General features: G+C 72.5%; 16 protein-coding genes. 8 read left to right on the forward strand and 8 right to left on the reverse strand.

Annotation, left to right across the window (positions count from 1 at the left end; genetic code table 11):
• Positions 1-11: 11 nt before the first annotated feature.
• The 3 genes from LNW73_RS10670 to LNW73_RS10680 form a co-directional block, all read right to left on the reverse strand.
• A complete protein-coding gene (locus LNW73_RS10670; RefSeq protein ID WP_250992874.1) occupies positions 12-3,452 on the reverse strand; it encodes an ATP-dependent helicase in 3,441 nt (1,146 codons plus the stop codon).
• Positions 3,453-3,627: 175 nt separating this feature from the next.
• The gene (locus LNW73_RS10675) at positions 3,628-3,774 is read right to left on the reverse strand and encodes a hypothetical protein (protein WP_250989760.1); all 147 of its coding nucleotides are present in this window, start codon (positions 3,772-3,774) and stop codon (positions 3,628-3,630) included.
• Positions 3,775-3,881: 107 nt separating this feature from the next.
• Positions 3,882-4,301, reverse strand: coding sequence for an MGMT family protein (locus LNW73_RS10680; protein WP_250989761.1), 420 nt, complete (start codon positions 4,299-4,301; stop codon positions 3,882-3,884).
• An 80-nt stretch (positions 4,302-4,381) separates the two neighbouring features.
• On the opposite strand from LNW73_RS10680, the gene LNW73_RS10685 reads away from it, so the two are divergent.
• The 8 genes from LNW73_RS10685 to LNW73_RS10720 all read left to right on the forward strand — a co-directional run bounded on the left by LNW73_RS10685 (position 4,382) and on the right by LNW73_RS10720 (position 15,416).
• A complete protein-coding gene (locus tag LNW73_RS10685) occupies positions 4,382-7,282 on the forward strand; it encodes a lysylphosphatidylglycerol synthase transmembrane domain-containing protein (RefSeq protein ID WP_250989762.1) in 2,901 nt (966 codons plus the stop codon).
• A 142-nt stretch (positions 7,283-7,424) separates the two neighbouring features.
• Positions 7,425-8,201: a VC0807 family protein gene (locus LNW73_RS10690; protein WP_250989763.1), complete on the forward strand. Its 777-nt coding sequence runs from the start codon at positions 7,425-7,427 to the stop codon at positions 8,199-8,201.
• 46 nt (positions 8,202-8,247) lie between these two features.
• Positions 8,248-9,258: a hypothetical protein gene (locus tag LNW73_RS10695; protein ID WP_250989764.1), complete on the forward strand. Its 1,011-nt coding sequence runs from the start codon at positions 8,248-8,250 to the stop codon at positions 9,256-9,258.
• A gap of 86 nt (positions 9,259-9,344) precedes the next feature.
• Positions 9,345-10,490, forward strand: a complete 1,146-nt coding sequence (locus LNW73_RS10700; protein ID WP_250989765.1) for a hypothetical protein — start codon at positions 9,345-9,347, stop codon at positions 10,488-10,490.
• A 203-nt stretch (positions 10,491-10,693) separates the two neighbouring features.
• Complete coding sequence (locus LNW73_RS10705) at positions 10,694-11,779, forward strand: phosphotransferase family protein (protein WP_250992875.1); 1,086 nt, start codon at positions 10,694-10,696, stop codon at positions 11,777-11,779.
• 201 nt (positions 11,780-11,980) lie between these two features.
• Positions 11,981-12,646: a hypothetical protein gene (locus tag LNW73_RS10710; RefSeq protein WP_250989766.1), complete on the forward strand. Its 666-nt coding sequence runs from the start codon at positions 11,981-11,983 to the stop codon at positions 12,644-12,646.
• Between the two features lie 8 nt (positions 12,647-12,654).
• Positions 12,655-13,707: a hypothetical protein gene (locus tag LNW73_RS10715; protein ID WP_250989767.1), complete on the forward strand. Its 1,053-nt coding sequence runs from the start codon at positions 12,655-12,657 to the stop codon at positions 13,705-13,707.
• A gap of 104 nt (positions 13,708-13,811) precedes the next feature.
• Positions 13,812-15,416 (forward strand): alpha/beta hydrolase, encoded by a 1,605-nt coding sequence (locus LNW73_RS10720; RefSeq protein ID WP_250989768.1) that lies wholly within the window; start codon positions 13,812-13,814, stop codon positions 15,414-15,416.
• Between the two features lie 70 nt (positions 15,417-15,486).
• Here LNW73_RS10720 and moeZ read toward each other — a convergent pair whose 3' ends face one another.
• The 5 genes from moeZ to LNW73_RS10745 all read right to left on the reverse strand — a co-directional run bounded on the left by moeZ (position 15,487) and on the right by LNW73_RS10745 (position 22,429).
• Positions 15,487-16,665, reverse strand: a complete 1,179-nt coding sequence (moeZ, locus tag LNW73_RS10725; RefSeq protein WP_138350972.1) for an adenylyltransferase/sulfurtransferase MoeZ — start codon at positions 16,663-16,665, stop codon at positions 15,487-15,489.
• 110 nt (positions 16,666-16,775) lie between these two features.
• Positions 16,776-17,621 carry a spherulation-specific family 4 protein gene (locus LNW73_RS10730; protein WP_250989769.1) on the reverse strand — a complete coding sequence of 282 codons (846 nt, stop codon included), beginning with the start codon at positions 17,619-17,621 and terminating at the stop codon, positions 16,776-16,778.
• Entirely contained in the window at positions 17,609-18,520 is a 912-nt protein-coding gene (locus LNW73_RS10735) for an NAD-dependent epimerase/dehydratase family protein (protein WP_250989770.1), read from the reverse strand. The genes LNW73_RS10730 and LNW73_RS10735 overlap by 13 nt, the downstream gene beginning before the upstream one ends.
• Positions 18,521-18,599: 79 nt before the next feature.
• On the reverse strand, positions 18,600-20,669 hold the full coding sequence (locus LNW73_RS10740) for a hypothetical protein (RefSeq protein ID WP_250989771.1): 2,070 nt from the start codon (positions 20,667-20,669) through the stop codon (positions 18,600-18,602).
• Complete coding sequence (locus tag LNW73_RS10745; protein WP_250989772.1) at positions 20,666-22,429, reverse strand: DUF3492 domain-containing protein; 1,764 nt, start codon at positions 22,427-22,429, stop codon at positions 20,666-20,668. Before LNW73_RS10745 ends, LNW73_RS10740 begins: the two co-directional genes overlap by 4 nt.
• Between the last annotated feature and the right edge of the window lie 244 nt (positions 22,430-22,673).

Here is a 22,673-nt window from a genome sequence, read left to right on the forward strand (position 1 = left end):
CGCCACGGCCGTCACTCCACGACGTGCCGGCCCTCCGGCTGCGCGCTGCAGGCCGCACGGAACGCGCAGTGCGTGCAGTGCTGGCCGGTGGCCGGGGTGAAACGCTCGTCCAGGACCCGGCCGGCCGCGTCGGCCAGCAGGTCCTCCACCACCCACTCCCCCTCGCCGCCGGCCTCCACCGACTCGGCCGCCTCCACCCGCTTCTCCGCGAGCGGCTGCTGGCGCTGGACGGCCGGTACGGTGTCGCCGCCGTCCTTCTTCGCCGCGCCGAGCCGCAGCTGCACGAGTTCGGCGCCGCCCGGCAGCGGGCGGTCACCGCCGAAGAGCTCGTCGACCGCGCCCTCGCGGACCGCGAGCTGGTAGACGGCGAGCTGCGGGTGGCGCTCGACCTCCTTCGCCGTCGGCTTGGACTTGCCGGTCTTGAAGTCGACGACGTAGGCGTTGCCGTCCGCGTCCGCCTCGACCCGGTCCATGCTGCCGCGGATCCTGACCTGCACCTCGCCCGCTTCGATGACGACGTCGAAGCCGTGCTCGGTGGCGACGGACGCCCGGCCGCGCTCCATCACGTGCCAGTGCAGGAAGCGTTCCAGCGCGTCCCGCGCGTTCCGCTTCTCCTGGAGGGACTTCCACGGCGCGTCGAAGGCCAGCGCGTCCCAGACGGTGTCCAGCCGGGCCATCAGTACGTCCAGGTCGGCGGGGGTCCGCCCGGAGGCGACCTCGTCGGCCAGCACGTGCACGACATTGCCGAAGCCCTGCGCGGCGGTCGACGGCGGCTCCGCCTTCACCTCGCGGCCCAGGAACCACTGCAGCGAGCAGGTGTTGGCGAGCTGGTCGAGCGCGCTGCCGGACAGCGCCACCGGCTGGTCGCGGTCGCGCAGCGGAACGGCCGAGCGCGTCGGCTCGTACAGGCCCCACCACCGGTCGGGGTGCGCGGACGGTACGAGCGCGTGCCCGGCGTCGTTCAGCGAGGCGAGCCGGGCCAGCCGCAGCGCGGCGGCCTCGCGCAGCGCCGGGGACGCGGCCGGGTCGACGGTGGTCGCGCGCAACTCCGCGACGAGCGCGGAGACGGCCAGCGGACGGCGCGCCCGGTGCGTGACGTCCTGCGGCTCGACGCCGAGCTCGGTCAGGAAGCGGGACGGCTGGTCGCCGTCGTCCGCCGCCGCCTTGACCGCGGTGACGACCAGCCGCTCCTTGGCGCGGGTCGCTGCCACGTAGAACAGCCGCCGCTCCTCGGCCAGCAGCGCGCCGGGGGTGAGCGGCTCCGCGAGCCCGTCGCGGCCGATCCGGTCGGCCTCGAGCAGCGAACCCCGGCGGCGCAGGTCGGGCCAGAGGCCCTCCTGCACTCCGGCGACCACCACCAGCCGCCACTCCAGGCCCTTGGACCGGTGCGCGGTCATCAGGCGTACGGCGTCGGTACGGACGGCCCGGCGGCTCAGCGTGTCGGCGGCGATGTCCTGCGCGTCCAGCTCCTCCAGGAAGTTCAGCGCGCCCCGGCCGCCGGTCCGCTCCTCGGCGCGTGCCGCCGTCTCGAACAGGGCACACACCGCGTCCAGGTCCCGGTCCGCGTTCCGCCCGGCCGTGCCGCCGCGGGTCGCCGACCGCTCCAGCCGCTGCGGCCACGTCGATCCGTCCCACAGCTCCCACAGCGCCTGCTCCGCGGTGCCGCCGCCCGCCAGCAGCTCCCGCGCCTTCCGCAGCAGCAGCCCGAGCCGCTGCGCGCCACGCGCGTACGCCGGATCGTGCGCCACCAGCCGCTCCGGCTCCCCCAGCGCCTCCGCGATCAGCAGATCGGAGGGCCGCGGCACGGCACGGCCCGCGGCCCGCTCCTCCTCGCGCAGGGCCCGCCCCAGCCGGCGCAGGTCCGCGGCGTCCATGCCGCCGAGGGGTGACGTCAGCAACGTGATCGCGTCCTCGACACTGACGGACGCGGGGTCGGGATCGGGGTCGGGATCGGGATCGGGATCGGGATCGGGTTCGGGATCGGGCTCGCCTGTGGATTCGGCTTCGTTCTCTTCTGCTTCTGCCGGCTCCTCCGGTTCTTCGGACTCCTCGGGCTCCTCGTGCTCGCCGATCCGGGTCTGGGCGGGTACGACGGGTGCCCCCTGCGCGCCCGCGGCGGCGACGCGCAGCGCCAGCAGGAGCGGGGCGACGGCGGGCTCATGCCGGAGGGGCAGATCGTCACCGTCTATCTCGATGGGGACACCGGCGGAGGTCAGCGCGCGGCGCAGGCCCGGGATGGAACGGGCGCCGGCCCGGACCAGGACGGCCATGTCGCGCCACGGGATGCCGTCCTCCAGATGGGCGCGGCGCAGGGTGTCGGCGATGCCGTCGAGCTCGGCGCCCGCCATGGGGTACGTGCGGACGGCGACCGTGCCGCCGTCCCGGACCGCGGTCAGCTCGCGGTGGGCGCGGACGGCCGCGGCGGGCAGCCGCGGCAGCGCCATCCGGCGGGTGACGAGGCGGGTGGCGTCCAGCAGGGCGGCGCCGGCGCGCCGCGAGACGGTGAGGACGTGGACGGGGGCGGGTCGGCCGTCGCGGCGCGGGAAGGCGTCCGGGAATTCGAGGATGCCGTTCACGTCGGCGCCGCGGAAGGCGTAGATCGACTGGTCCGGGTCACCGAAAGCGACGAGGGTGCGGCCCTGCCCGGCCAGCGCGCGCAGCAGCCGGACCTGCGCCGGATCGGTGTCCTGGTACTCGTCGACGAAGACGGCGTCGTACTGCCCGGCCAGGGCCTCGAAGACCTCAGGGCGCTCCGCGAGCAGCACCGCCCGGTGCAGCAGCTCGGCGTAGTCCAGGACGCCCTGGAGGTCGAGCACGTCCAGGTACTCGGCGAGGAAGGACGCGGCGGCCGACCAGTCCGGGCGGCCGATCCGGCGGGCGAAGTCCTGCAGCGCCGCCGGGCCCAGGCCCAGCTCACGGCTGCGGGCGAGCACGGCGCGCACCTCGTCCGCGAAGCCGCGGGTGGTGCGCGCGGCCCGCAGGTCGTCGGGCCAGTGGATCCGGCCGCGGCCGTCCTTCTCCAGCGCGCTCTGTCCCGCCAGCAGCTCACGGACGACGAGGTCCTGCTCGGGCCCGGACAGCAGCCGCAGCGGATCGGCGAAGAGTTCCGGCTCCTGGTGCGCGCGGAGCAGGGCGTAACAGAAGGAGTGGAACGTGGTCGCCTGTGCGGTGGCCGTGCCCCCCATACGGGCGGCCATCCGGTCCCGGAGCTCGACGGCAGCCTTGCGGCTGAACGTCAGCACGAGGATCCGCTCGGGGGCGGTGCCGAGCCGGACCCGTTCGGCGACCGCCTCGACGAGCGTCGTGGTCTTGCCGGTGCCCGGTCCGGCGAGGACCAGCAAGGGTCCCGACCGGTGCTCAACCACCGCGCGCTGTGACGCGTCCAGAACAGGAGGCGCGGTCCGCGCGGGCGGGGTCCGCAGCAGACGGTAGGCGGCGGTGCCCGTGTCGATCCCCCGGTGCGGCGCGCGCTGCGCCGGTCGGAGGGAGGAGGAGGTCACGTGGTTCGCCGGTTCCGTGGGTGCTGTGGGTGGTTCGGGTGCCGCAGGTCCTGCGGGGGCTTCTCGTCCCGTCCGGTGGTCCGGACGGTGACCCGGACCGTGGGGCTGGTGTGGTCAGCTGTCGACGCTACGCCTCCCGGCGCACGGGCCGCAGCCAGTCCCACCCGTGTTCGGGCGTGGACTCGGTCACGTCCTTCGTCACGTCCTTCGTCGCGTACTTCGGCACGTATGGGGTCGGTTTCCCGGTCAGGTGCTCGACCGCATACTCCCTCACCTCATTCACGGCCTCGTTCGCCCACGCGTTCACGTACTCCGTACGGACGGCTCGCCGCATGTTCCGGCCCGCCATGGCCGAAGCTGGACACTGTGAGCATCCGGTCGTCATTCCCCGGCGGGCGCGCCGTCCCACCGGGCCCGCCGCATATCGATGCGCGGCACATGACCCTCGGCGGACCGCGCCGCCTCCCGCAGCGGCGTGCCCTCCTCCCGGTAGTGCTCCAGCGCGCGCAGCTCATGGCCGGGCAGCAGATGGCCGTCGGAACGCACCACGCGCCACCACGGCACGGCGCCGCCGTACAGCGCCATGACCCGGCCGACCTGCCGCGGCCCTCCCACCCGTCTCCCGCCACCACCCTTGTCCTGAAGCCCTTCGGGCTGCTCCCTCGCACTGTCGAGCCACTCGGCGACGTCCCCGTAGGTCATCACCCGGCCGGGCGGGATGGCCTCGGCCGTCTCCAGCACCCGCTCTGCGTATTCGGAGAGCGCGGTCTCCTCGTTCGTCCGCTCACTCATCCGGCCCATCCTGCCTCAGGCCACCGACAACGGGGGGTTCAGCGCGCATCCCCGGACCGCTCATGCCACCATCGTGCGCGGGGTGACTGGTGATACGAGAGCAAAACGAGACAGCGGGACAGCAGGACCAGGACGCGGCGGCCACTTCGGCCGGCCGCGCCGTTGACGTGCCGTCGTCCGACAGCGGGACACCCGGAGCCGGCAGCGATGCCGGGAACGGTGCCGGCGGCAGCACCAGCCCGGAGGCCTCGACCCCCACGAACGAAACCCCTGAGGACAAGGACAAGGACCAGGACCCGGACCAGGAGCAGGCGACCGAAGCAGCAGCTGCGGCCGAGCCGGCCGAGCCGGCCGACCCCGCTGCACCGGTCGAGTCCGCCGAACCCGCCGAGCCCGCCCGGCCCGCCGAAGAGCCCGACGTCGTCCACAGCGACGACGTCTCCAGCGACGAGCCGCTGCTCGCCGCCCGCGTGCACCGTCCCGCCGACCTCATGCGGTTCCTGCTCGGTCTGCTCGGCATCGCCGTCGTCATGGCCATCGCCGGTTTCGCCCATGCCACCACCAACGGCGTCGAGGCGGACATCGCCAAGGGCGCGCGCAACGCGCCCGACGCGCTGAGCACCTTCGCCGGCCTCACCGCGAGCATCGCCGTACTGATCGTCCCGGTCGCCTTCGCGATCGAGCGGCTGATCAAACGGGACGGGCTGCGGATCGCCGACGGCGTGCTCGCCGCCGTCCTCGCCCACGGCGTGGCGCTGGCCACCGACCTGTGGGTGACCAACGCCGCCCCGGGCCCGATCCGGGCCGCGATGACCCAGATCGCACCGGGCGGCGGCGGGATCACCGACCCCGTGCACGGCTATCTGGCACCGGTCATCGCCTATATGACGGCCGTCGGCATGGCCCGGCGCCCGCGCTGGCGGGTGCTGCTGTGGTTCGTGCTGCTGCTGGACGCTTTCGCGGTGCTGGTCGGCGGCTATACGACGCCGTTCTCGATCATCGTGACGGTGCTCATCGGCTGGACCGTCGCCTACGGCACCCTGTACTCGGTCGGCTCGCCGAACGTCCGGCCGACCGGCCAGAACCTGCTCGCCGGCCTGCGCCGCGTCGGCTTCGCCCCGCTGACCACCCGCCGCGCGGACGGCGAGGTCCCCGAGACCCCGGACTCCGAGCGCGGCCGCGGCTATCTCGTCACCCTGGAGGACGGACCGCCGCTCGACGTCACCGTCGTGGACCGCGAGCAGCAGGCGCACGGCTTCTTCTACCGGGTGTGGCGCCGGATCTCGCTGCGCGGCATCAACCAGCGCCGCAGCCTGCAGTCGCTGCGCCAGGCCCTGGAGCAGGAGGCGCTGCTGGCGTACGCGGCCATCGCCGCCGGGGCCAACGCGCCGAAGTTGATCGCCACCTCCGAGCTGGGCCCGGACGCCGTCATGCTCGTCTACGAGCACATCGGCGGCCGCCGGCTGGACGCACTGCCGGACGAGGAGCTCACCGACGCGCTGCTGTACAACGCCTGGCAGCAGGTCAAGGCGCTCCAGTCGCGCCGGATCGCGCATCGGCGGCTGGTCGGCGAATCCCTCCTGGTGGATCGTTCCGGCAAGGTCTTTCTCACGGATCTGCGCGGCGGCGAGATCGCGGCCGGCGACATCGTGCTGCGGATGGACATCGCCCAGCTGCTGACCACCGTCGCGCTGCGCGTCGGCCCGGAACCGGCGGTCAAGACGGCCGTCGCCGTCCTCGGCCCGGACGCGGTCGCGAACTCCCTGCCGCTGCTCCAGCCGATCGCGCTGAGCCGCTCCACCCGCGCGGAGCTCAAGCAGCTGAACCGCGCGCGGGCGCAGCGCGAGCGGGACGCCGTGCTCGCCGCGTCCGCGGCCGACAAGGAGGCACGGGCCGCGGCAGCCGCTGCCGCCCCCTCGCGCGGCTCGGCCAAGGCCGAGAAGCGGGCTGAGAAGCGCGCCATCGAGGTGGCCCAGGACGAGGCCCGCGAGGAGGATCTGCTCTCCAGGATCCGTCAGCAGGTGCTGCTCATCCGGCCGCAGGCCCCGGTGGAGCCGGTCCGCCTGGAGCGGATCAAGCCGCGCACCCTCGTCACGGTCATCGCGGGCGCCTTCGCCGCGTACTTCCTGCTGTCGCAGATCAGCTCGGTGCCGATCGCCGACACGATCTCCCGCGCGAACTACGGCTGGGCGGCCGTCGCCGTGGTCGGCTCCGCGCTCAGCTATGTGGCGGCGGCCTGCGCGCTGGCCGGCTTCGTCCCGGAGCGGCTGTCGCTGTTCAGGACGGTCATGGCGCAGATCGCCGGATCGTTCGTGAAGCTCGTCGCCCCGGCGGCGGTCGGCGGCGTCGCCCTCAACACCCGCTATCTGCAGAAGTCGGGCGTACGGCCGGGCCTCGCGGTGGCGAGCGTCGGCGCGTCCCAGCTGGTCGGTCTCGGCTCGCACATCCTGCTGCTGCTGACCTTCGGCTACATCACCGGCACCGAGAAGACACCGTCGCTGTCACCGTCCCGTACGGTCATGGCCGGGCTCCTCACCGCAGGTGTCCTGGTGCTGGTCGGGACGGCGATCCCGACTCTGCGCAAGTTCGTCTCCACCCGGGTACGGGCACTGTTCGCGGGTGTCATCCCGCGCATGCTCGACGTGCTGCAGCGTCCGGCGAAGCTGCTGACGGGCATCGGCGGCACCCTGATGGTCACCTTCACCTTCGTGATCTGTCTCGACGCCTGCGTACGTGCCTTCGGCGGCGGCCTCAGCTACTCGACGATCGCCGTCGTCTTCCTCGCCGGCAACGCGATCGGTTCCGCCGCGCCCACCCCCGGCGGTGTCGGCGCGGTCGAGTTCGCCCTCACCGGTGGTCTGATCGCGGCCGGGATCCCGGGCACGATCGCCACTCCTGCGGTGCTGCTCTTCCGGCTGCTCACCTTCTGGCTCCCCGTCCTGCCGGGCTGGCTCTCCTTCAACTACCTCAGCCGCAGGGGCGATCTCTGAGCGGAGCGGCGCGCGCCGCTCCGCAACTGCTCCGCCGGCCGGGACATTTGTACTGCCGAAGCCTGGAGATCCATCTCTGTCGAGCGCACCACCCTCCGCGCGAAGCTCTTCCTACAAGAAGTTCTCACGGAGGAGCCCGGACATGACGCAGGTGCAGCAGGTGCAGCAGGCGCAGCAGATGCAGAGCCAGGTTGTCGAAGCCGCCGGGCAGGAGTCCAACCCGCTGGTCACGATGGTGAAGCCGCTCGTCCTCGACATCGCCGTGCCGCTCGGTTCGTACTACCTGCTGCACAACGGCTTCGGCGTCGGCCTGGTCGCGTCCCTCATGCTCAGCAGCATCGTCCCCGCCGTCCGCACCGTCGTCGCGGCGGCCCGGGACCGGTCGTTCAACGGGCTCGCCGGCATCATGCTGGTGGTCAACCTCGTGGGAATCGTCCTCAGCTTCGTCACCGGCGACGCGCGTCTGATGATCGTCAAGGACTCGGCGCTCAGCAGCGTGGTGGGGATCTCCGTACTGATCGCGGCCGCCACCGGGAAGCCGCTGATGTCCGCCGGGCTGAAGCCGTTCATGACGAAGGGCAAGGCCGCCAACATCCGCGCCTGGAACCGGCTGTCGGCCGGAAGCGCCGGCTTCCGGCGCGCGGAGCTGCTGTTCAGCACGATCTGGGGCGTCTCCATGCTGACCGAGTGCGTCGCACGGATCGTGCTGGCCTTCATCCTTCCGGTCTCCACCATGGTCTGGCTGTCGACCGTCCTGCTGATCGCCTCCATCCTCCTGGCCGCGGTGGTCGGCGGCATCGCCACCAACCCGATCGAGCGGATGATCGCGGACGAGGCGAAGGCGGCGGACGAAGGCGCCACGTCGGAGACGAAGGCCGTCGCGGCGGAGGCGGTCGCGGCGGAGACCGTCGCAGCCTGACCCCAGTAACCCCCCTCGCCCCCCTCGCCCCCCGGAAGGAACTCCCATGCGCGCCAAGGGCATCAACTACGACACAGGCTTCTCCCCCGCCGGCTCCCTCTCCCGCCCCGGCTTCGACCCGGACGTCGTCCGGCGTGAGCTGGGCATCATCGCCGACGACCTGCACTGCACCGCCGTGCGGATCTCGGGCGGCGACCCGGAGCGGCTCTCCGTGGCCGGCCGGCTCGCAGCGGAAGCGGGTCTTGAGGTGTGGTTCGCGCCCTTCCCCTGCGAGTTGACGGCCGATCAGCTCGGCCCGTTCCTCGCGGACTGCGCGGACCGCGCCGAGGAGCTGCGGCGGACCGGGGCGGAGGTGGTGCTGGTGACCGGGTGCGAGCTCTCGCTCTTCTCCTCCGGATTCATTCCGGGGGCGGATCTCGGTGCGCGGATCGCCGCTCTGACCTCTGGCGACCCGGCCGTGTACGCCACGTTCGGCCCGATCACTGCCGCGCTGAACGCGCTGCTCGCCGCGACGGTCGCCGAGGCCCGCAAGCGCTTCGGCGGGCGGATCACCTACGCGTCCGGTCCGTGGGAGGAGATCGACTGGACGCCGTTCGACATCGTCGGCGTCGATGCCTACCGCGCCGAGTACAACGCGTCGACGTACCGCGAGGAGATCCGCGGCCACTTCGCCCACGGCAAGCCGGTCGCCGCGACCGAGTTCGGCTGCTGCACCTACCGGGGAGCCGCGGCCCAGGGCGGCACGGGCTGGGCGATCCTCGACGAGGAGGGCGGGCTCGACGGCGACTACGTACGGGACGAGACCGAACAGGCCGACTACCTGAGGGAATTGCTGGCGGTCTTCGAGGAGGAGGGGCTGGACAGCGCCTTCTGGTTCACCTTCGCGAGCTACGGCCTCCCGTACGCGCCCGACCCGCGCCATGACCTCGATCTGGCCGCGTACGGCGTGGTCAGGATGCTGCCGTCGGGCCGCGGAACGGCCTATCCGGACATGGCGTGGGAGCCGAAGGAGTCGTTCGGGGCGCTCGCCGCCGCGTACGGCCCGAAATCCGAGTGATACGTGCACGGATCTAGGCCCGGCCTCCATAACTGACGTACCGTCAGGGAATTCTCGACACCGAGGAGCCCGAGGAGGAGACGGCCGTGCCACAACGCCCCGTTCCGCTGGACGAGTACCCCGTCCACCAGATCGCCCGCTCCATGCGCCATGTCGCCAGCGGTGACCGCAACGCCTACGACCGGTCGATCTTCCAGGTCTTCGACCACGAGGGCCGGGCGCTGCTCATCACCGGCCTCGGCGTCTACCCGAACCTCGGCGTCACCGACGCCTACGCGACGCTGCTCCAGGGCGACCGGATCGTCGCCGTCAGAGCCTCGGACGCGCTCGGCGAGGACCGGATGCGTCAGCAGGTGGGACCGTTGCGGATCGAGGTACAGGAGCCGCTCAAACGGCTGCGGCTGGTCTGCGAACCGGAAGAACCGGACCCGGACGCCGACGAGGCCTCGAGCCTCTCCTTCGACCTGGTCTGGGAGGCGGACTTCCCGGCCGTCGAGGAGCCGCACCACATCCAGTACACCGGCGACCGGCTCTTCCTCGAAGCCAACCGGTTCTGCCAGGCCGGCAGCTGTCACGGCGTGATCCGTGCCGGCGGCCAGGAGATCACCGTGGAACGCGGCCGCTTCACCGCCACCCGCGACCGCAGCTGGGGCGTCCGCCCCATCCCCGGCGAGGCGCCCGGCCGGGCCGCCGAGGAGTTCCGCGCCGAGGGCTTCCACTGGCTGTGGATCCCGATCCGCTTCGAGGACCGTTTCGTCATGGTGATCCTCCAGGAGGACGCCGACGGCTACCGCACCCTCGACAGCGCCGTCCTCGTACACCCCGCGGACGCCGGCCGCCCCGACGAGCAACTCGGGCGCGCCCACGTCGACATCACGTACCGCTCCGGCAGCCGGCACCCCGAATCGGCCGTCATCCACCTCACCGGAGCCGACCGCAAGCCGATCGAGATCCACGCCGAGCTGCTCGGCGGCAGCCCGCTGGCGGTCGGCGCCGGATACCCGCCGGCCGGCGACTGGCAGCACGGCGAGTGGAAGGGCCGCGGCTGGCTGGACCGCCGCACGTACGACCTGGCGGACCCGGCGGGCCTGGGCCTCGCGGCATACGGCGTCATCGACCACGCGGCCCGCTTCACCTGGGACGGCGCCACCGGCTACGGAATCTTCGAGCACGGCAGCTTCGGACGGCACAACCCGAGCGGGTTCACGGGCTTCGACTCGGTAGCGCCGTAGGGCCACAACGGCGCAGGGCCGCATCGGCGTAACGGCGTAACCCCGTCAGCCCGTCAGCCGTCAGCCCAGAACTTGTAGCCCTTGGAGCAGTCCCGCGTACTTCCCGCCGATTCCGGCAAGGAACGGGGAGTAGCCGAAGCCCTGTCCGGCAAGGCCCGCAAGGAGGACCCGTGTCGAGCCCGACCCCACCCCCCGCACCGCACATGACCACCAGCACCCGCGATCCCCAGCTCCTCCGGCAGCGGCTCGACGCCTGGCTGCACGCCCGCGAACCCGGCGCGCACACCCGCACCTTCCACGTCCCGTCCTCCAACGGCATGTCCAGCGAAACCGTGCTGTTCGACCTCGCCGTGCCGCACCGGGCCGGCACCGCCCGCCAGCAGCTGCGCCCGTGCGTCCTGCGGCTGGCCGCCGACCCCGACGCCTACGCGGCGTTCCCCGTGTACGACATGGAGCGCCAGTACCGCACGATCCAGGCCGTCGCCCAGCACAGCAAGACCCCGGTCCCGGCCCTGCTGTGGCTGGAGACCGACCCGGCGCCGCTCGGCGCGCCGTTCTTCGTCATGGAACGCGTCGAGGGCCGCGTGCCGCCCGACGTCATGCCGTACACCTACGGCGACAACTGGGTCTACGACGCCGAACCCGCCGACCGTGAGCACCTCCAGCAGTCCACCGTCGACGTACTGGCCGAGCTGCACACCGTCCCGGTCGCATCGGTCGCGTTCCTGGCCGGGCCCTCCGGCGACGCGCTGCGCGACCATGTGACGGCCCAACGCGAGTACTACCACTGGGTCGTCGACGGCCGCCCCCGCTCCCCGCTCATCGAGCGCGCCTTCGACCGGCTCGACGCCCTGTGGCCGGACGACCCCGGCCCCACGGTCCTGAGCTGGGGCGACGCCCGCATCGGCAACATCCTCTACGCGGGCTTCGACCCCGTCGCCGTCCTCGACTGGGAGATGGCCGCCCTCGGCCCCCGTGAGCTCGACCTCGGCTGGATGATCTACCTCCACCGCTTCTTCCAGGACCTCACGGAACAGACCGGCTACCCGGGCCTCCCCGACTTCATGACCCGCGACGCCATCACCGCCCGCTACCGCGAAGCCACCGGCCACACCCCCCGCGACCTGGACTTCCACACCCTGTACGCGGCCCTCCGGCACGCCAACGTCATGCTCCGCATCGGCTACCGCCAAATCCACTTCGGTGAACGCCCCCTCCCCACCGACCCGGACGACCTGATCATGCACCGCACCTCCCTGGAGGCGATGATCGAGAACCGCTACTGGTGACCGTCACGGGGGCCCGTCCGGCCGGGCCCCCGCGTCCCGCTCGCCGGCAGTGACATGAACGTGACGCATTCAGCACACCCTCCCCCTCGATCCCCCTGCGTGGCTTGGGTAACGTCGTACGTCCTACGTACGGGGACCACGGGGACGTACTCAACGCTGACCCGCCGGTGCCCACCCACCGACCGGGAGCCCTTCACCTCTATGCGAGCCCCCACCGCGCTCACCGCCGCCGCCCTCGCGACCGCGTCCGCCCTCCTCCTCACCGCCTGCGGCGGGGGCGGATCCGACGACAAGTCCGACGGGATCCCGGGCGTCGCGACGACCGCGTCGGCCGCCCCGACGACCACGGCCGCAGCGACCGGCGCCCCGACGACGATCGACCCGAGCCTGGCGCTGCCGGCCGACCTGAAGCTGAACTTCGACTGGGCGACACCGGCGGACCACACGCAGGCGGTCGTGCTGACGACCACGGCGAACTTCATGCAGTCCCTGGTGCACGGCGTAACGCAGCAGAGCTACGCGAAGAGCGGCCTGGCGACATACGCGACGGACGCGGCTCTCGCCTACGGGAAGAGCTACGTCAAGACGCGGGTGGATCTGAAGCGGACTCTCACCGGTACTGACCACTACTACCGGCCCGAGATCACGATCGCGTCCAACAAGACCTCCGCCGAGGTCACCTTCTGCGAGAACCAGGCCAAGCTCTTCAGCAAGGAGATCCCGACCGGGAAGGTTCACGTCAACTCGGAGAGCGCCAGGAGCTACGCGTTCTACGACATCGTTCTGACGAAGTTCCGGCCCAACGTCGACCTGTGGCAGGCGAGGTCCATCGTGGTGAAGGAGAGTGCCCTGCAGTGCAAGCAGTAGGAGATGCGGTGCCGCTGCGACGGGCGCTGGCCCTCGCCGCTGTCGCGGTCATAGCCGCGGCGGGAACGAGCTACGCCGACGACGATCTGGGCAAGCCGCCCACGACCCACGTGACGGGCGGCAACGACAACGGCAACGTGAGCGCCGGTGTCTCCATCAAGGCCGTGACACCCGGCGCCACCGACCCCGGCCGCAAGCCGATCGCCTCGGTCGACGTCCACTGGACGCCGCCCCCGTGCTGGTTCGGGCCGAAGTACAGCGCGCAGCAGTTCAAGGATCAGTACCTCAAGAGCTACAAGGAGCAGTCCCCCAACGTCCACGGCAGCTTCTCCACCGCCATGGGTATGGACCTCGCGCATTACCAGGACGGCTACGACTACCCCGGCGTCACGGGCTACAAGGACTTCAACGTCGACCAGGAGGGCAAGGGCCAGTGGTGGGCCGTGTCCACCAACCCCGCTGCCGGCGCGTTCGACCAGATGTCGTGCAACGACCAGAATCCGCTGTGGGTGCCGAACGGCGAGCGACCGCCGGCCGGGACGAACCACGTCATCACCACGGAGATGCTGTCCAAACTCGCCTTCGCGAACACGCGTCTCCCAGGTGTGACGATCACCATGAGCCCGGCGACGGCGCAAACGGTCAACCTGCCGACGTGGGTGTGGCTGAAGGAGAAGTACACGCCGGTGAAGGTCCGCGCGTCCGTGAACCTCGGCGGCGGCCAGGAGATCTGGGCGGAGACCACCGCGCAGGCGAGCAGCGTGCGGATCGAGCCCGGGACGTCCGACGCCACCGTGTTCCCCGCTTCGGGTGAGTGCCCGATCTCCCAGGACGGCAAGGTGGGCGCCGAGTACTCCCAGGGCGCGACCGGCAATCCGCCCTGCGGCGTCACGTATCTCCGTTCGACCGAGCACTCCGGCGCGTATCAGCTCAACGTCACCGCGACGTGGAAGGTCAGTTGGGTCGGCTCCGACGGCGGTGGGCCGAACGGGCTGCCCAACGGCGTCATCAACGAGCCCAAGGCCGTCACCGTGAAGGAGATCCAGACCGTCGTCCGCTGACCCGTTCCCGCACCGCCGCCGCCAGCCCTCGAGCCGTAACCCCAAGCAGACCTATCCGCCCGTATGGGATCATCCGCGCATTGGGAACGACGGGTGGGAGATCCATGAGCAACGTACGGGTGCGGCGGGACGCGGTGGTGGGTGTCGCGTTGGTCATTGTGCTGGGGGCGGCGGGGTGTGGGGGCGGCGATTCGAAGGCCGCGGACGACAAGCCCGCGGCGACGGCCTCCGTGGCGGGCAGCACGCCGCCGGCCGGCGCGCCGGGCGCGCTGCCCGGCGCGCTGACCGGGCAGAAGCTGAGCTGGCGGCGGTGTCCGGCGCCGACTGTGGCGCAGGGGGCGGACGGCAAGGCGCCGGGGAGCGAGTGGCAGTGCTCGACGCTCAAGGCGCCGCTGGACTACGCGAAGCCGGACGGGCCGACCATCGGTCTCGCGATGATCCGCGCCAAGGCCACCGGCAGCGGCCGGATCGGGTCGCTGGTGTTCAACTTCGGCGGCCCCGGCGGGTCGGGCGTGGGCGCGCTGCCGTCGTTCGGGAAGGACTACGAGAAGCTGCGGTCGCGCTACGACCTGGTGAGCTTCGATCCGCGCGGCGTCGGTGAGAGCCAGGGCGTGAAGTGCCTGGACGACCGGGCCACGGACGCCTCGCGGTCGATCGACGGAACCCCGGACACACCCGACGAGGTGCGGGCGCAGCAGGCCGATCTGCGGAAGCTGGTGGCGGCGTGCGTGCAGAACTCGGGCGACGTGCTGCCGCACGTGGACACGATCAGTGCCGCCCGCGACATGGATCTGATGCGCCAGGTGCTGGGTGACGACCAGTTGCACTACTTCGGCATCTCGTACGGCACGGAGCTCGGCGGCGTCTACGCCCATCTGTTCCCGGGCAAGGTGGGCCGCGCGGTCCTCGACGGGGTGGTCGACCCGACGCTCGACCCGGAGCAGGCCGGCATCGGCCAGGCGAAGGGCTTCCAGCTCGCGCTGGACAACTACCTGACGGACTGCGCGAAGAACACCGCCAACTGCCCGGCCGGCCACAGCCGGCAGGCCGGCGACCAGTGGATCTCCGCGTTCCTGGCGAAGCTCGACGGGAAGCCGCTGCCGACCGACGACGGCCGCGAGGTCACCCAGACCATCGCGACGAACGGGATCGCCGCCACCCTGTACTCGAAGGACGACTGGAAGTACCTGACCATGGCGCTCAAGGAGGCCAAGGCGACGGGCAGCGGCAATCTGCTGCTCGCCTTCGCCGACTCGTTCGCCGGCCGGGACCAGAACGGCCGGTACAACAACCTGATGCCGGCCAACACGGCGGTCAACTGCGCCGACGCCAAGCAGCGTTACACCCAGGAGCAGGTGCGGGAGAAGCTGCCGGCGTTCCGTCAGGCCTCGCCCGTCTTCGGCGAGTTCCTGGCCTGGAGCCTCCCGGCGTGCACCGGCTGGCCGGTGCCGGGCAACTGGCAGACGCCGGACGTCGGCGCCCCGGGCGCGGCGCCGATGCTCGTCATCGGCAACACCGGTGACCCGGCAACGCCGTACGAGGGCGCCGGGAAGATGGCGGCCGGGCTCGGTGCGGACGTCGGGATCGAGATCACGTACAAGGGCGAGGGCCACGGCGCGTACAACAGCGGCAACGCCTGCATGACGAAGACCGTCAACGCCTATCTGCTGGACGGGACGGTCCCCGCGAAGGGCACGACCTGCTCCTGATCACGCACATGAGGGCCCGCACACCGTTGTCGGTGTGCGGGCCCTCACGTTTGCGCGACCAGCGATACCGCTAGTAGACCGGCTTGTGCGGCTCGACCGTGTGCACCCAGCCGATGACGCCGCCACCGACGTGCACCGCGTCCGAGAAGCCCGCGGACTTCAGGACGGCGAGGACCTCCGCGGAGCGGACACCCGTCTTGCAGTGCAGGACGATGCGCTTGTCCTGGGGCAGGTTCTGCAGGGCGGTGCCCATCAGGAACTCGCCCTTGGGGATGAGCTTGGCGCCCGGGATGGAGACGATCTCGTACTCGTTCGGCTCGCGGACATCGATGATCTCGATGTTCTCGCCGTCGTCGATCCACTCCTTGAGCTGCTTCGGCGTGATCGTCGAACCCGCGGCGGCCTCCTGGGCCTCCTCGGAGACGACGCCGCAGAAGGCCTCGTAGTCGATCAGCTCGGTGACGGTCGGGTTCTCACCGCAGACCGCGCACTCCGGGTCCTTGCGGACCTTGACCTGGCGGTAGGTCATCTCCAGGGCGTCGTAGATCATCAGTCGGCCGACCAGCGGGTCGCCGATGCCGGCGAGCAGCTTGATCGCCTCGGTGACCTGGATCGACCCGATGGACGCGCAGAGCACGCCCAGCACGCCGCCCTCGGCGCAGGAGGGGACCATGCCGGGGGGCGGGGGCTCCGGGTAGAGGCAGCGGTAGCACGGACCGTGCTCGCTCCAGAAGACGGACGCCTGCCCGTCGAAGCGGTAGATCGAGCCCCAGACGTAGGGCTTGTCCAGCAGCACGCACGCGTCGTTGACCAGGTAGCGGGTCGCGAAGTTGTCCGTGCCGTCGACGATCAGGTCGTACTGAGAGAAGATCTCCATGACGTTCTCGGCCTCGAGGCGTTCCTCGTGGAGAACGACGTTCACGTACGGGTTGATGCCGAGGACGGAATCGCGCGCGGACTGGGCCTTGGAACGGCCGATGTCCGCCTGGCTGTGGATGATCTGGCGCTGCAGGTTCGACTCGTCGACCTCGTCGAACTCCACGATGCCGAGCGTGCCGACACCGGCGGCGGCCAGGTACATCAGGGCCGGCGAGCCGAGGCCGCCGGCGCCGACACACAGCACCTTGGCGTTCTTCAGCCGCTTCTGTCCGTCCATCCCCACATCGGGGATGATCAGATGGCGCGAGTACCTGCGGACCTCGTCGACGGTGAGCTCGGCAGCCGGCTCGACCAGGGGTGGCAGCGACACGGGGACTCCGGATCGGTAGGCATACGGGTGTACGGGTGGTTCTCTCCGTAACACTGCCACGCCGGTCTTCATTCCGAGACACCCGGTCCGAGGAGCGAGACCGAGAAGGCTCAGATACTGGGCGGCGGCTGCTTTCGCAACGTTCGCACCGATTCGTCCCAATAGCCGGCCAGCCCCTCCCACGGGTCGGTGCCGTTCCGGTCCGTGCGGTCCGTGAAGCAGACGGTGGCCGCGCCCTGCCAGCGGGCGACCCGCATCGCCGTGACCAGATGCGACCGCGGCACCCCGTGGACGAGGTGCGCGAAGCGCTCCGGCGGGTACGCGGCCGTCCACTGCGGGGCCTCGGACCAGCGGTACCGGGTCCAGGGGCCGGAGAACGTCACCAGCTGGTCGGCGATCTCGGCGTACCCGGGATACGGATGCGTGCCGTGCCCCAGCACGAGATGCCCGTCACCACCGTCCCCATCACTCTCTCCGGCGGCGTCCCCGCCGTCCCCCGCCAGCAGCGCCCGCAGCGTCGTCGTCACCCGGCGGCACTCGTTCAGCGCGGCGCGCTCCGTCGGCGCGCGGTCCAGGTAGAAGCCGTCCACCCGGTACCAGTCCAGGTAGTGGGAGGCGTCGGAGACGAGCTCACCGAACGGCCGCGCGCCGAGCCCGGCGTCCAGATGACCGAGGACCGGCACCCCGCTCTCCCGGAGCCGCGCCACCGCCTCCGTGTACAGCGGGTCGGGCCGGGTGCCGGGACCGCGCGCCACGTTCAGCACCACCCAGTGCAACGGGGTTCCCGGGCGGGCCAGTTCACCCCACTCGGCCGGTGCGACCAGCGGGTGCGCGTTCACCGGGACGCCGAAGCCGAGCCGGTCGGAACGGGCCTGGCCGCCCGCTCCCTGACCGGCCCCGCCGAAACGGTCGCGCAGCCCCGCACCCCAGAAGTGCGGCGGCGTCAGACGCGACATGCCGCCTCCATCCAGACATCGGCCAGCGATTCCTCGAGGCCGATGCGGGGCCGCCAGCCCAGCCGGTCGCGGGCCGTCCGCACGTCCGCCTGCTGCCAGATGCCGCAGCCGTCGGGGTACGGGGGCGGGCCAGAAGCGACCTGCGGCTCGTCCAGCTCGTGCAGGGTGCCGTCGTAGCCCGCGACGTGCGCGAGCCCGGCCGCCATGTCCCGCATCCGCACGGCCCGGCCGGACCCGATGTTCACCAGGCCCTGCGCGGCCGACAGCGACGCGGCGTGCACCGCCCGCGAGACGTCCCGGACGTCGATGAAGTCGCGCTGCACGGCGAGGCCGCCGAGCTTCAGCTCGCCGTCCCCGCTCTGCATCGCCCGGCGCAGCGCCTCGGCCACCCGCCCCAGCGGTGAACTCGTCGGCGTGCCGGGCCCGACCGGGCTGAACACCCGCAGCACCACCGCGTCGAGACCCGAGCCCAGCACCAGCTCGGACGCGGCGAGCTTGCTCACCCCGTACGGGCCGCCCGGCCGCGGCACCGCGTCCTCGGCGGTGGACGCCCCGACCGGCGAGGGGCCGTATTCGGCGGCGCATCCCACCTGCACCAGGCGCGCGCCGGTACTGCTGCGCCGCATCGCCTCGCACACGGTCGCCACCGCCACCGTGTTGTGCCGGGTCAGGTCCCGGGCCCCGCCGCGGGTCGCGCCCGCGCAGTTGACGACGACGCCCGGGTGCACGGCGTCCAGGAACCGCGCCAGCGCTCCCGGCGCACCGCTCGCCAGGTCGAACCGCACATCGGCGTCGTCGCTGCGCCCCAGCGCGGTCAGCTGTACGGCGGGGTCGGCGAGCAGCCGTTCGGCCACGTGCCGACCGAGGAATCCATCGGCTCCGAGCAGCAGCACTCTCATCGGCCGACACCCCCCACCCGGTGTCCTTGCCGGTGCGCTGTGCCGCGCGGTGGGCGGAGCGAGGTCGTTCGGTGCGTGATCAACGTTTCTCCTGGTTGGTGTTGCGGAGGTCTGTCGTACGGGGGTGGGCGGCGGCGGGGGTGCCCGTGCGGGCACCGGTGCCGTGCGCCGAGGCCCGGGTGAGGGCGCGGAAGGCGTGCACTACGAGGACGGTGGCGGCGCAGCCGCAGGCCAGGACGGGTATCGCGGCCGGGCCGAGCCACTCGACGGGGGCCGAGACGGCCGCCAGGCCCGGCACGTGATGCAGTACGGCCGCGCCGAGCGCGGCCCCCTCGGCGGCGGCCGCCGCACCGGTTCCCCACGCGGCCGCCCGCGTGAAGCCGTGCACCGCGAGCAGCCGGGCGGTGAACAGCAGCATCCCGAGCGCCGCCGCCCCGGCGACACCGGCAGGACCGGCCAGCGCGGCCGCGGCCCACAGGAGCGCGAGCAGCACCGCGAGGTACAACACGAGGGTGCCGGCCAGCAGCGGGCGCACCCGGGCGGCGAACTCCCCGAGCCCGCGGCTCGGCGCGAGCTCGGCCCGCGCCCGCAGCGCGAAGCGGTGCGCGCACCACGCGGCGGGCGCCAGGGTGAGGGCCAGCGCCACGAACGGGCCGCCGGCGGGCGGGTCGAACGACGCGCCGAGCAGGCTCGACAGCAGCGGACCGCCGCACAGCGCGAACGCCAGCAGCCACCCGCCCCACAGCGCCCCGCCGGGGCTCGCGGCACGCAGCGGACCACGTCGCAGCGCCGCCCAGGTGGCCAGCGCGACGAGCAGGGCGATCACGGCGCCGACGGCGGGCGACCGCACCACGAACGCGGCCGCCGCCGCGCATCCCGCGCCGGGCACCACGTGCAGCAGCCCGACCCGTACCGGTCCGACCCGCACCGCGACCCGCTCACCGGCGGCACCGTGCGGCACCCGGGCGTACAACTCATCCGCCAGCGAGAACACGTCCCGGTGCCGGAACCGACCCGCCACCCGGTCGGTGACCCCGTGCGCCTCCAGCCCGGCGGCGATCTCCAGCACATCCACCGCCCCCGCACACAGCTCCTCGTGCCGGTGCATCACCCCACGCACAGGATCAGCGGGCCCCCGCCGCCGCGGCGGCGAAGCCGAGGCCCTCCCGGCGGGTTCGGCGGAACCATCCGGCACGTCACCACCCGGGCCGGCCAAGGCAGACCCCCCGCCGTCCACGGCCGCCTCCGGCAGAAGGTACGAACCTTCGGCGTCGACGGACGACTCCGGCGCAGGCGCCACACCGGCATCACAACCGCTCGGACCCACCGCTAAGGCGGGACCTCCGCCATCGACGGACGACTCCGGCGCAGGCGCCACACCGGCATCACGACCACCCAGCCCCACCGCCGAGGCGGGATTGCCACCGTCACCGACCGGCAGAACCGGCCCCGGCCGCGACCCCGGGAGCAACATCCCGTCGCCCACAGCCGCCTCCGCCAGGCGGCACGAACCCTCACCATCGACGGACGACTCCGGCGCGGGCGCCACACCGGCATCACGACCGCTCGGACCCGCCGCTAAGGCGGGACCCCCGCCATCGACGGACCACTCCGGCGCGAGTGTGCCGCCGTCCGTTCCCGGGCCGTAGCCCAGTGCTGCCACGACTCGCGCGCGGATCTCGCCCGCGGCGTCGAGTCCGGGGGTGGGCGCCTCCGCGGGCGGAAGCGCCCTGGAGGCGGCTTCGGAGACGGCTTCGGCTTCGGCTTCGGCTTCCGGCCAGGCGATCGTGGCGTCCGCGTTCAGGCGGTCCGGGGTGGCGGTGGGAGCTGGCTCGTCGGCGGGATCTACGCAGCCGCTCAGGCCCTCGGCCGCGGCTTCGGCCGTCGCGATGGCGTCGTCCGGAGCCGGCTCGGGCTCCGGAGCCGGGCCGTCGGCCCGACCCCCGGCCGAGCGCTCGACGCCGTCGCTCGGAACCTCTTCCGGGACCGTCGCGGAATCATCGACCGGGCCGGAGGCCGCCCGGCGGAAGGCCAGGGGGAGGAGGTCGGCGCCGGGGAAGGTCTCGTTGGGCGGCGGCGGGTCGGTGGGGACGTCGGAGAGGATGCGGGCGAGGAGGGCGGCCTGCGCGGAGCCATGGGTGGCGGTCATACGAGGTCACCTCCCGGGAACGGGAAGCCCGCGGGCTGTGGGCGGCGGGCCCAGGTCGGGGCGGGCAGCAGTGGTGTGAGGCGGCCGGGGACGTGGGCCTCGGCCGGCTCGGAGAAGGGGCGCGGCACACCGTCGGTGTCGAGCTGCGGCTCGCGCCGTACGGGACAGTGCGCGACGAGCTCCAGGTAGATCTCGCGGAACGCGCCCACGCACCGCTCGACGGTGAAGAGTTCGAGCGCCCGCTCGCGCGCCGCCGCGCCGAGCCGGGCGGCGCGCTCGGGCTCGCGCAGCAGCGCGAGGCAGGCGTCGGCGAGCGCCTTGGGGTTGCGGGGCGGTACGACGAGCCCCGTGCCGCCGATGACCTCGCGGACGGCGCCCACGTCGGTGGAGACCGTCGCGCGTCCGCAGAACATCGCCTCGACGAGGCTCAGCGGGAAGCCCTCGACGATGCTGGACAGGACGACGACATCGCCGGAGGCGTAGGCGTCGGCGAGTTGGGGTGCGCCGGGCGAGCCGATCTCCTCGAAGGTGACGGGGCTCTCGCCGACCGTCACCGCGTCCTGGGCCTCGTCGGGGAAGAGCTGGGCGGCCAGCGTGCGGCAGCCCGCCAGGTACGAGTCGACGCCGCCGCGGACATGCAGGATCCGGAGCCGTGCGCCCGGCTCCGCCTTGCGTATCGCGTCGAAGGCGTGCAGGAGCGCGATGAGGTCCTTGGCCGGGTCCGGGCGGCCGACCCAGGTGAGCGTGGGGTCGGTGTGCCCGGCCGGGGCGTCCGCGCCGGCCGCTTCCGCGGCCTCGCCGGCGCGGGCGAAGCGGGCGGCCTCCATGCCCGGGTAGACGGTCCGCAGCCGGGAGCGGTCGGCACCGCAGCGTTCCTGCCAGCGGCGGGCGTGGGTGCTGCCCGGGGTGATCAGGGCCGCCTCGCGGTAGGACTCACCGGCGAGCAGCCGGTGGAACGCGGTGAGCAGCGCGCGGACTTCGGCGGAGAGGCCGGAGGCGCGGTGCGCGAGGAGAGCCTCGCGCAGTCGGACGCCGTACTCGGTGACCAGGAGCGGCGTTCCGAAGAACCGTTTGGCCAGCAGCCCGGGAAGGGTCGCGGGACCGCCGGAGACGGCATGGCACAGATCGGCGGCGCCGAGCTCGTCCGGTTCGTACCAGGGCGCGGACAGCGGTCTCAGGGCGCGTTCCAGAAGTTCGGCGGCGGTGAGCAGGTCCGCCACGCCGACCGTGGCCAGCAGGGGTCGTACGCCGGGGGCGCGGCAGGCGTCCTCCAGGGCGCGCAGGGCGTGTTCCGACCGGAGCAGCCCTGACAGGCCGCCCTCCTCACGGGAGAGTTCGGCGAGCCCGTACAGACCGGAGGCGAAACGGTCCGCCCGGGCGCCTCCGTAGCCGTCGGCTCCCGCGCCGGCCAGGCCGATGACGTCATCGGCGCAGCCCGCGGCGGATCCCTCGTCGCCGCCCGCCAGCGCGGCGGCGAGTTCCCGGTAGTGGTGCAGGAACCGGTGGCGGCGCGCCCGGCGGGCCGCCCGGCCGCGGGTGCCGTCGTCCTCCGGTGGCGCGCCCCACAGGCGCTCGCTGCGCACCCGCCGTACCTGCGACGGCAGTTCGACCCGCCCCCCGGCCTCCGTCCGCTCGGACCTGCTGAGCGCGTACACCTCGAATTCATGGCCCGGAAGCCCGCGCACGAGCCGGTCGCACCAGGCGCCACCTTCACCTCGTGCATACGGATAGCCACCCTCGGTGAGCAACGCGATGCGCATGTGTACGCCCCCCTTCCTTCGCCGGTCCGCCGGATGCGTGGCCGGGAGGGCGGATACGTCTGCCCGGCGCGATGACGGTATGCCGGTACGACAGTGGCGCGACGGACGGTTGTCCGCCGCGCCACCAGAAGGGGTGAACGGTCGTAACTTCTCGCACCACAACGCGTTGTCGTCGCTTAGGGTGCGCGGAACAACACACTCCACTCACCCGGTCCGCGACCGTGCCGCGCTCCGGCAGGACGCG

Source organism: Streptomyces sp. RKAG337 (assembly GCF_023701715.1).
Taxonomy (GTDB): Bacteria; Actinomycetota; Actinomycetes; order Streptomycetales; family Streptomycetaceae; genus Actinacidiphila.

Bases quoted from the DNA above. Each gene is read 5' to 3' on its own strand.
- LNW73_RS10680 (WP_250989761.1), bottom strand. From the start codon at position 4,301: ATGGGCCGGATGAGTGAGCGGACGAACGAGGAGACCGCGCTCTCCGAA.
- LNW73_RS10690 (WP_250989763.1), top strand. From the start codon at position 7,425: ATGACGCAGGTGCAGCAGGTGCAGCAGGCGCAGCAGATGCAGAGCCAG.
- LNW73_RS10695 (WP_250989764.1), top strand. From the start codon at position 8,248: ATGCGCGCCAAGGGCATCAACTACGACACAGGCTTCTCCCCCGCCGGC.
- LNW73_RS10705 (WP_250992875.1), top strand. From the start codon at position 10,694: ATGACCACCAGCACCCGCGATCCCCAGCTCCTCCGGCAGCGGCTCGAC.
- LNW73_RS10710 (WP_250989766.1), top strand. From the start codon at position 11,981: ATGCGAGCCCCCACCGCGCTCACCGCCGCCGCCCTCGCGACCGCGTCC.
- LNW73_RS10720 (WP_250989768.1), top strand. From the start codon at position 13,812: ATGAGCAACGTACGGGTGCGGCGGGACGCGGTGGTGGGTGTCGCGTTG.
- LNW73_RS10730 (WP_250989769.1), bottom strand. From the start codon at position 17,621: ATGTCGCGTCTGACGCCGCCGCACTTCTGGGGTGCGGGGCTGCGCGAC.
- LNW73_RS10735 (WP_250989770.1), bottom strand. From the start codon at position 18,520: ATGAGAGTGCTGCTGCTCGGAGCCGATGGATTCCTCGGTCGGCACGTG.
- LNW73_RS10740 (WP_250989771.1), bottom strand. From the start codon at position 20,669: ATGACCGCCACCCATGGCTCCGCGCAGGCCGCCCTCCTCGCCCGCATC.
- LNW73_RS10745 (WP_250989772.1), bottom strand. From the start codon at position 22,429: ATGCGCATCGCGTTGCTCACCGAGGGTGGCTATCCGTATGCACGAGGT.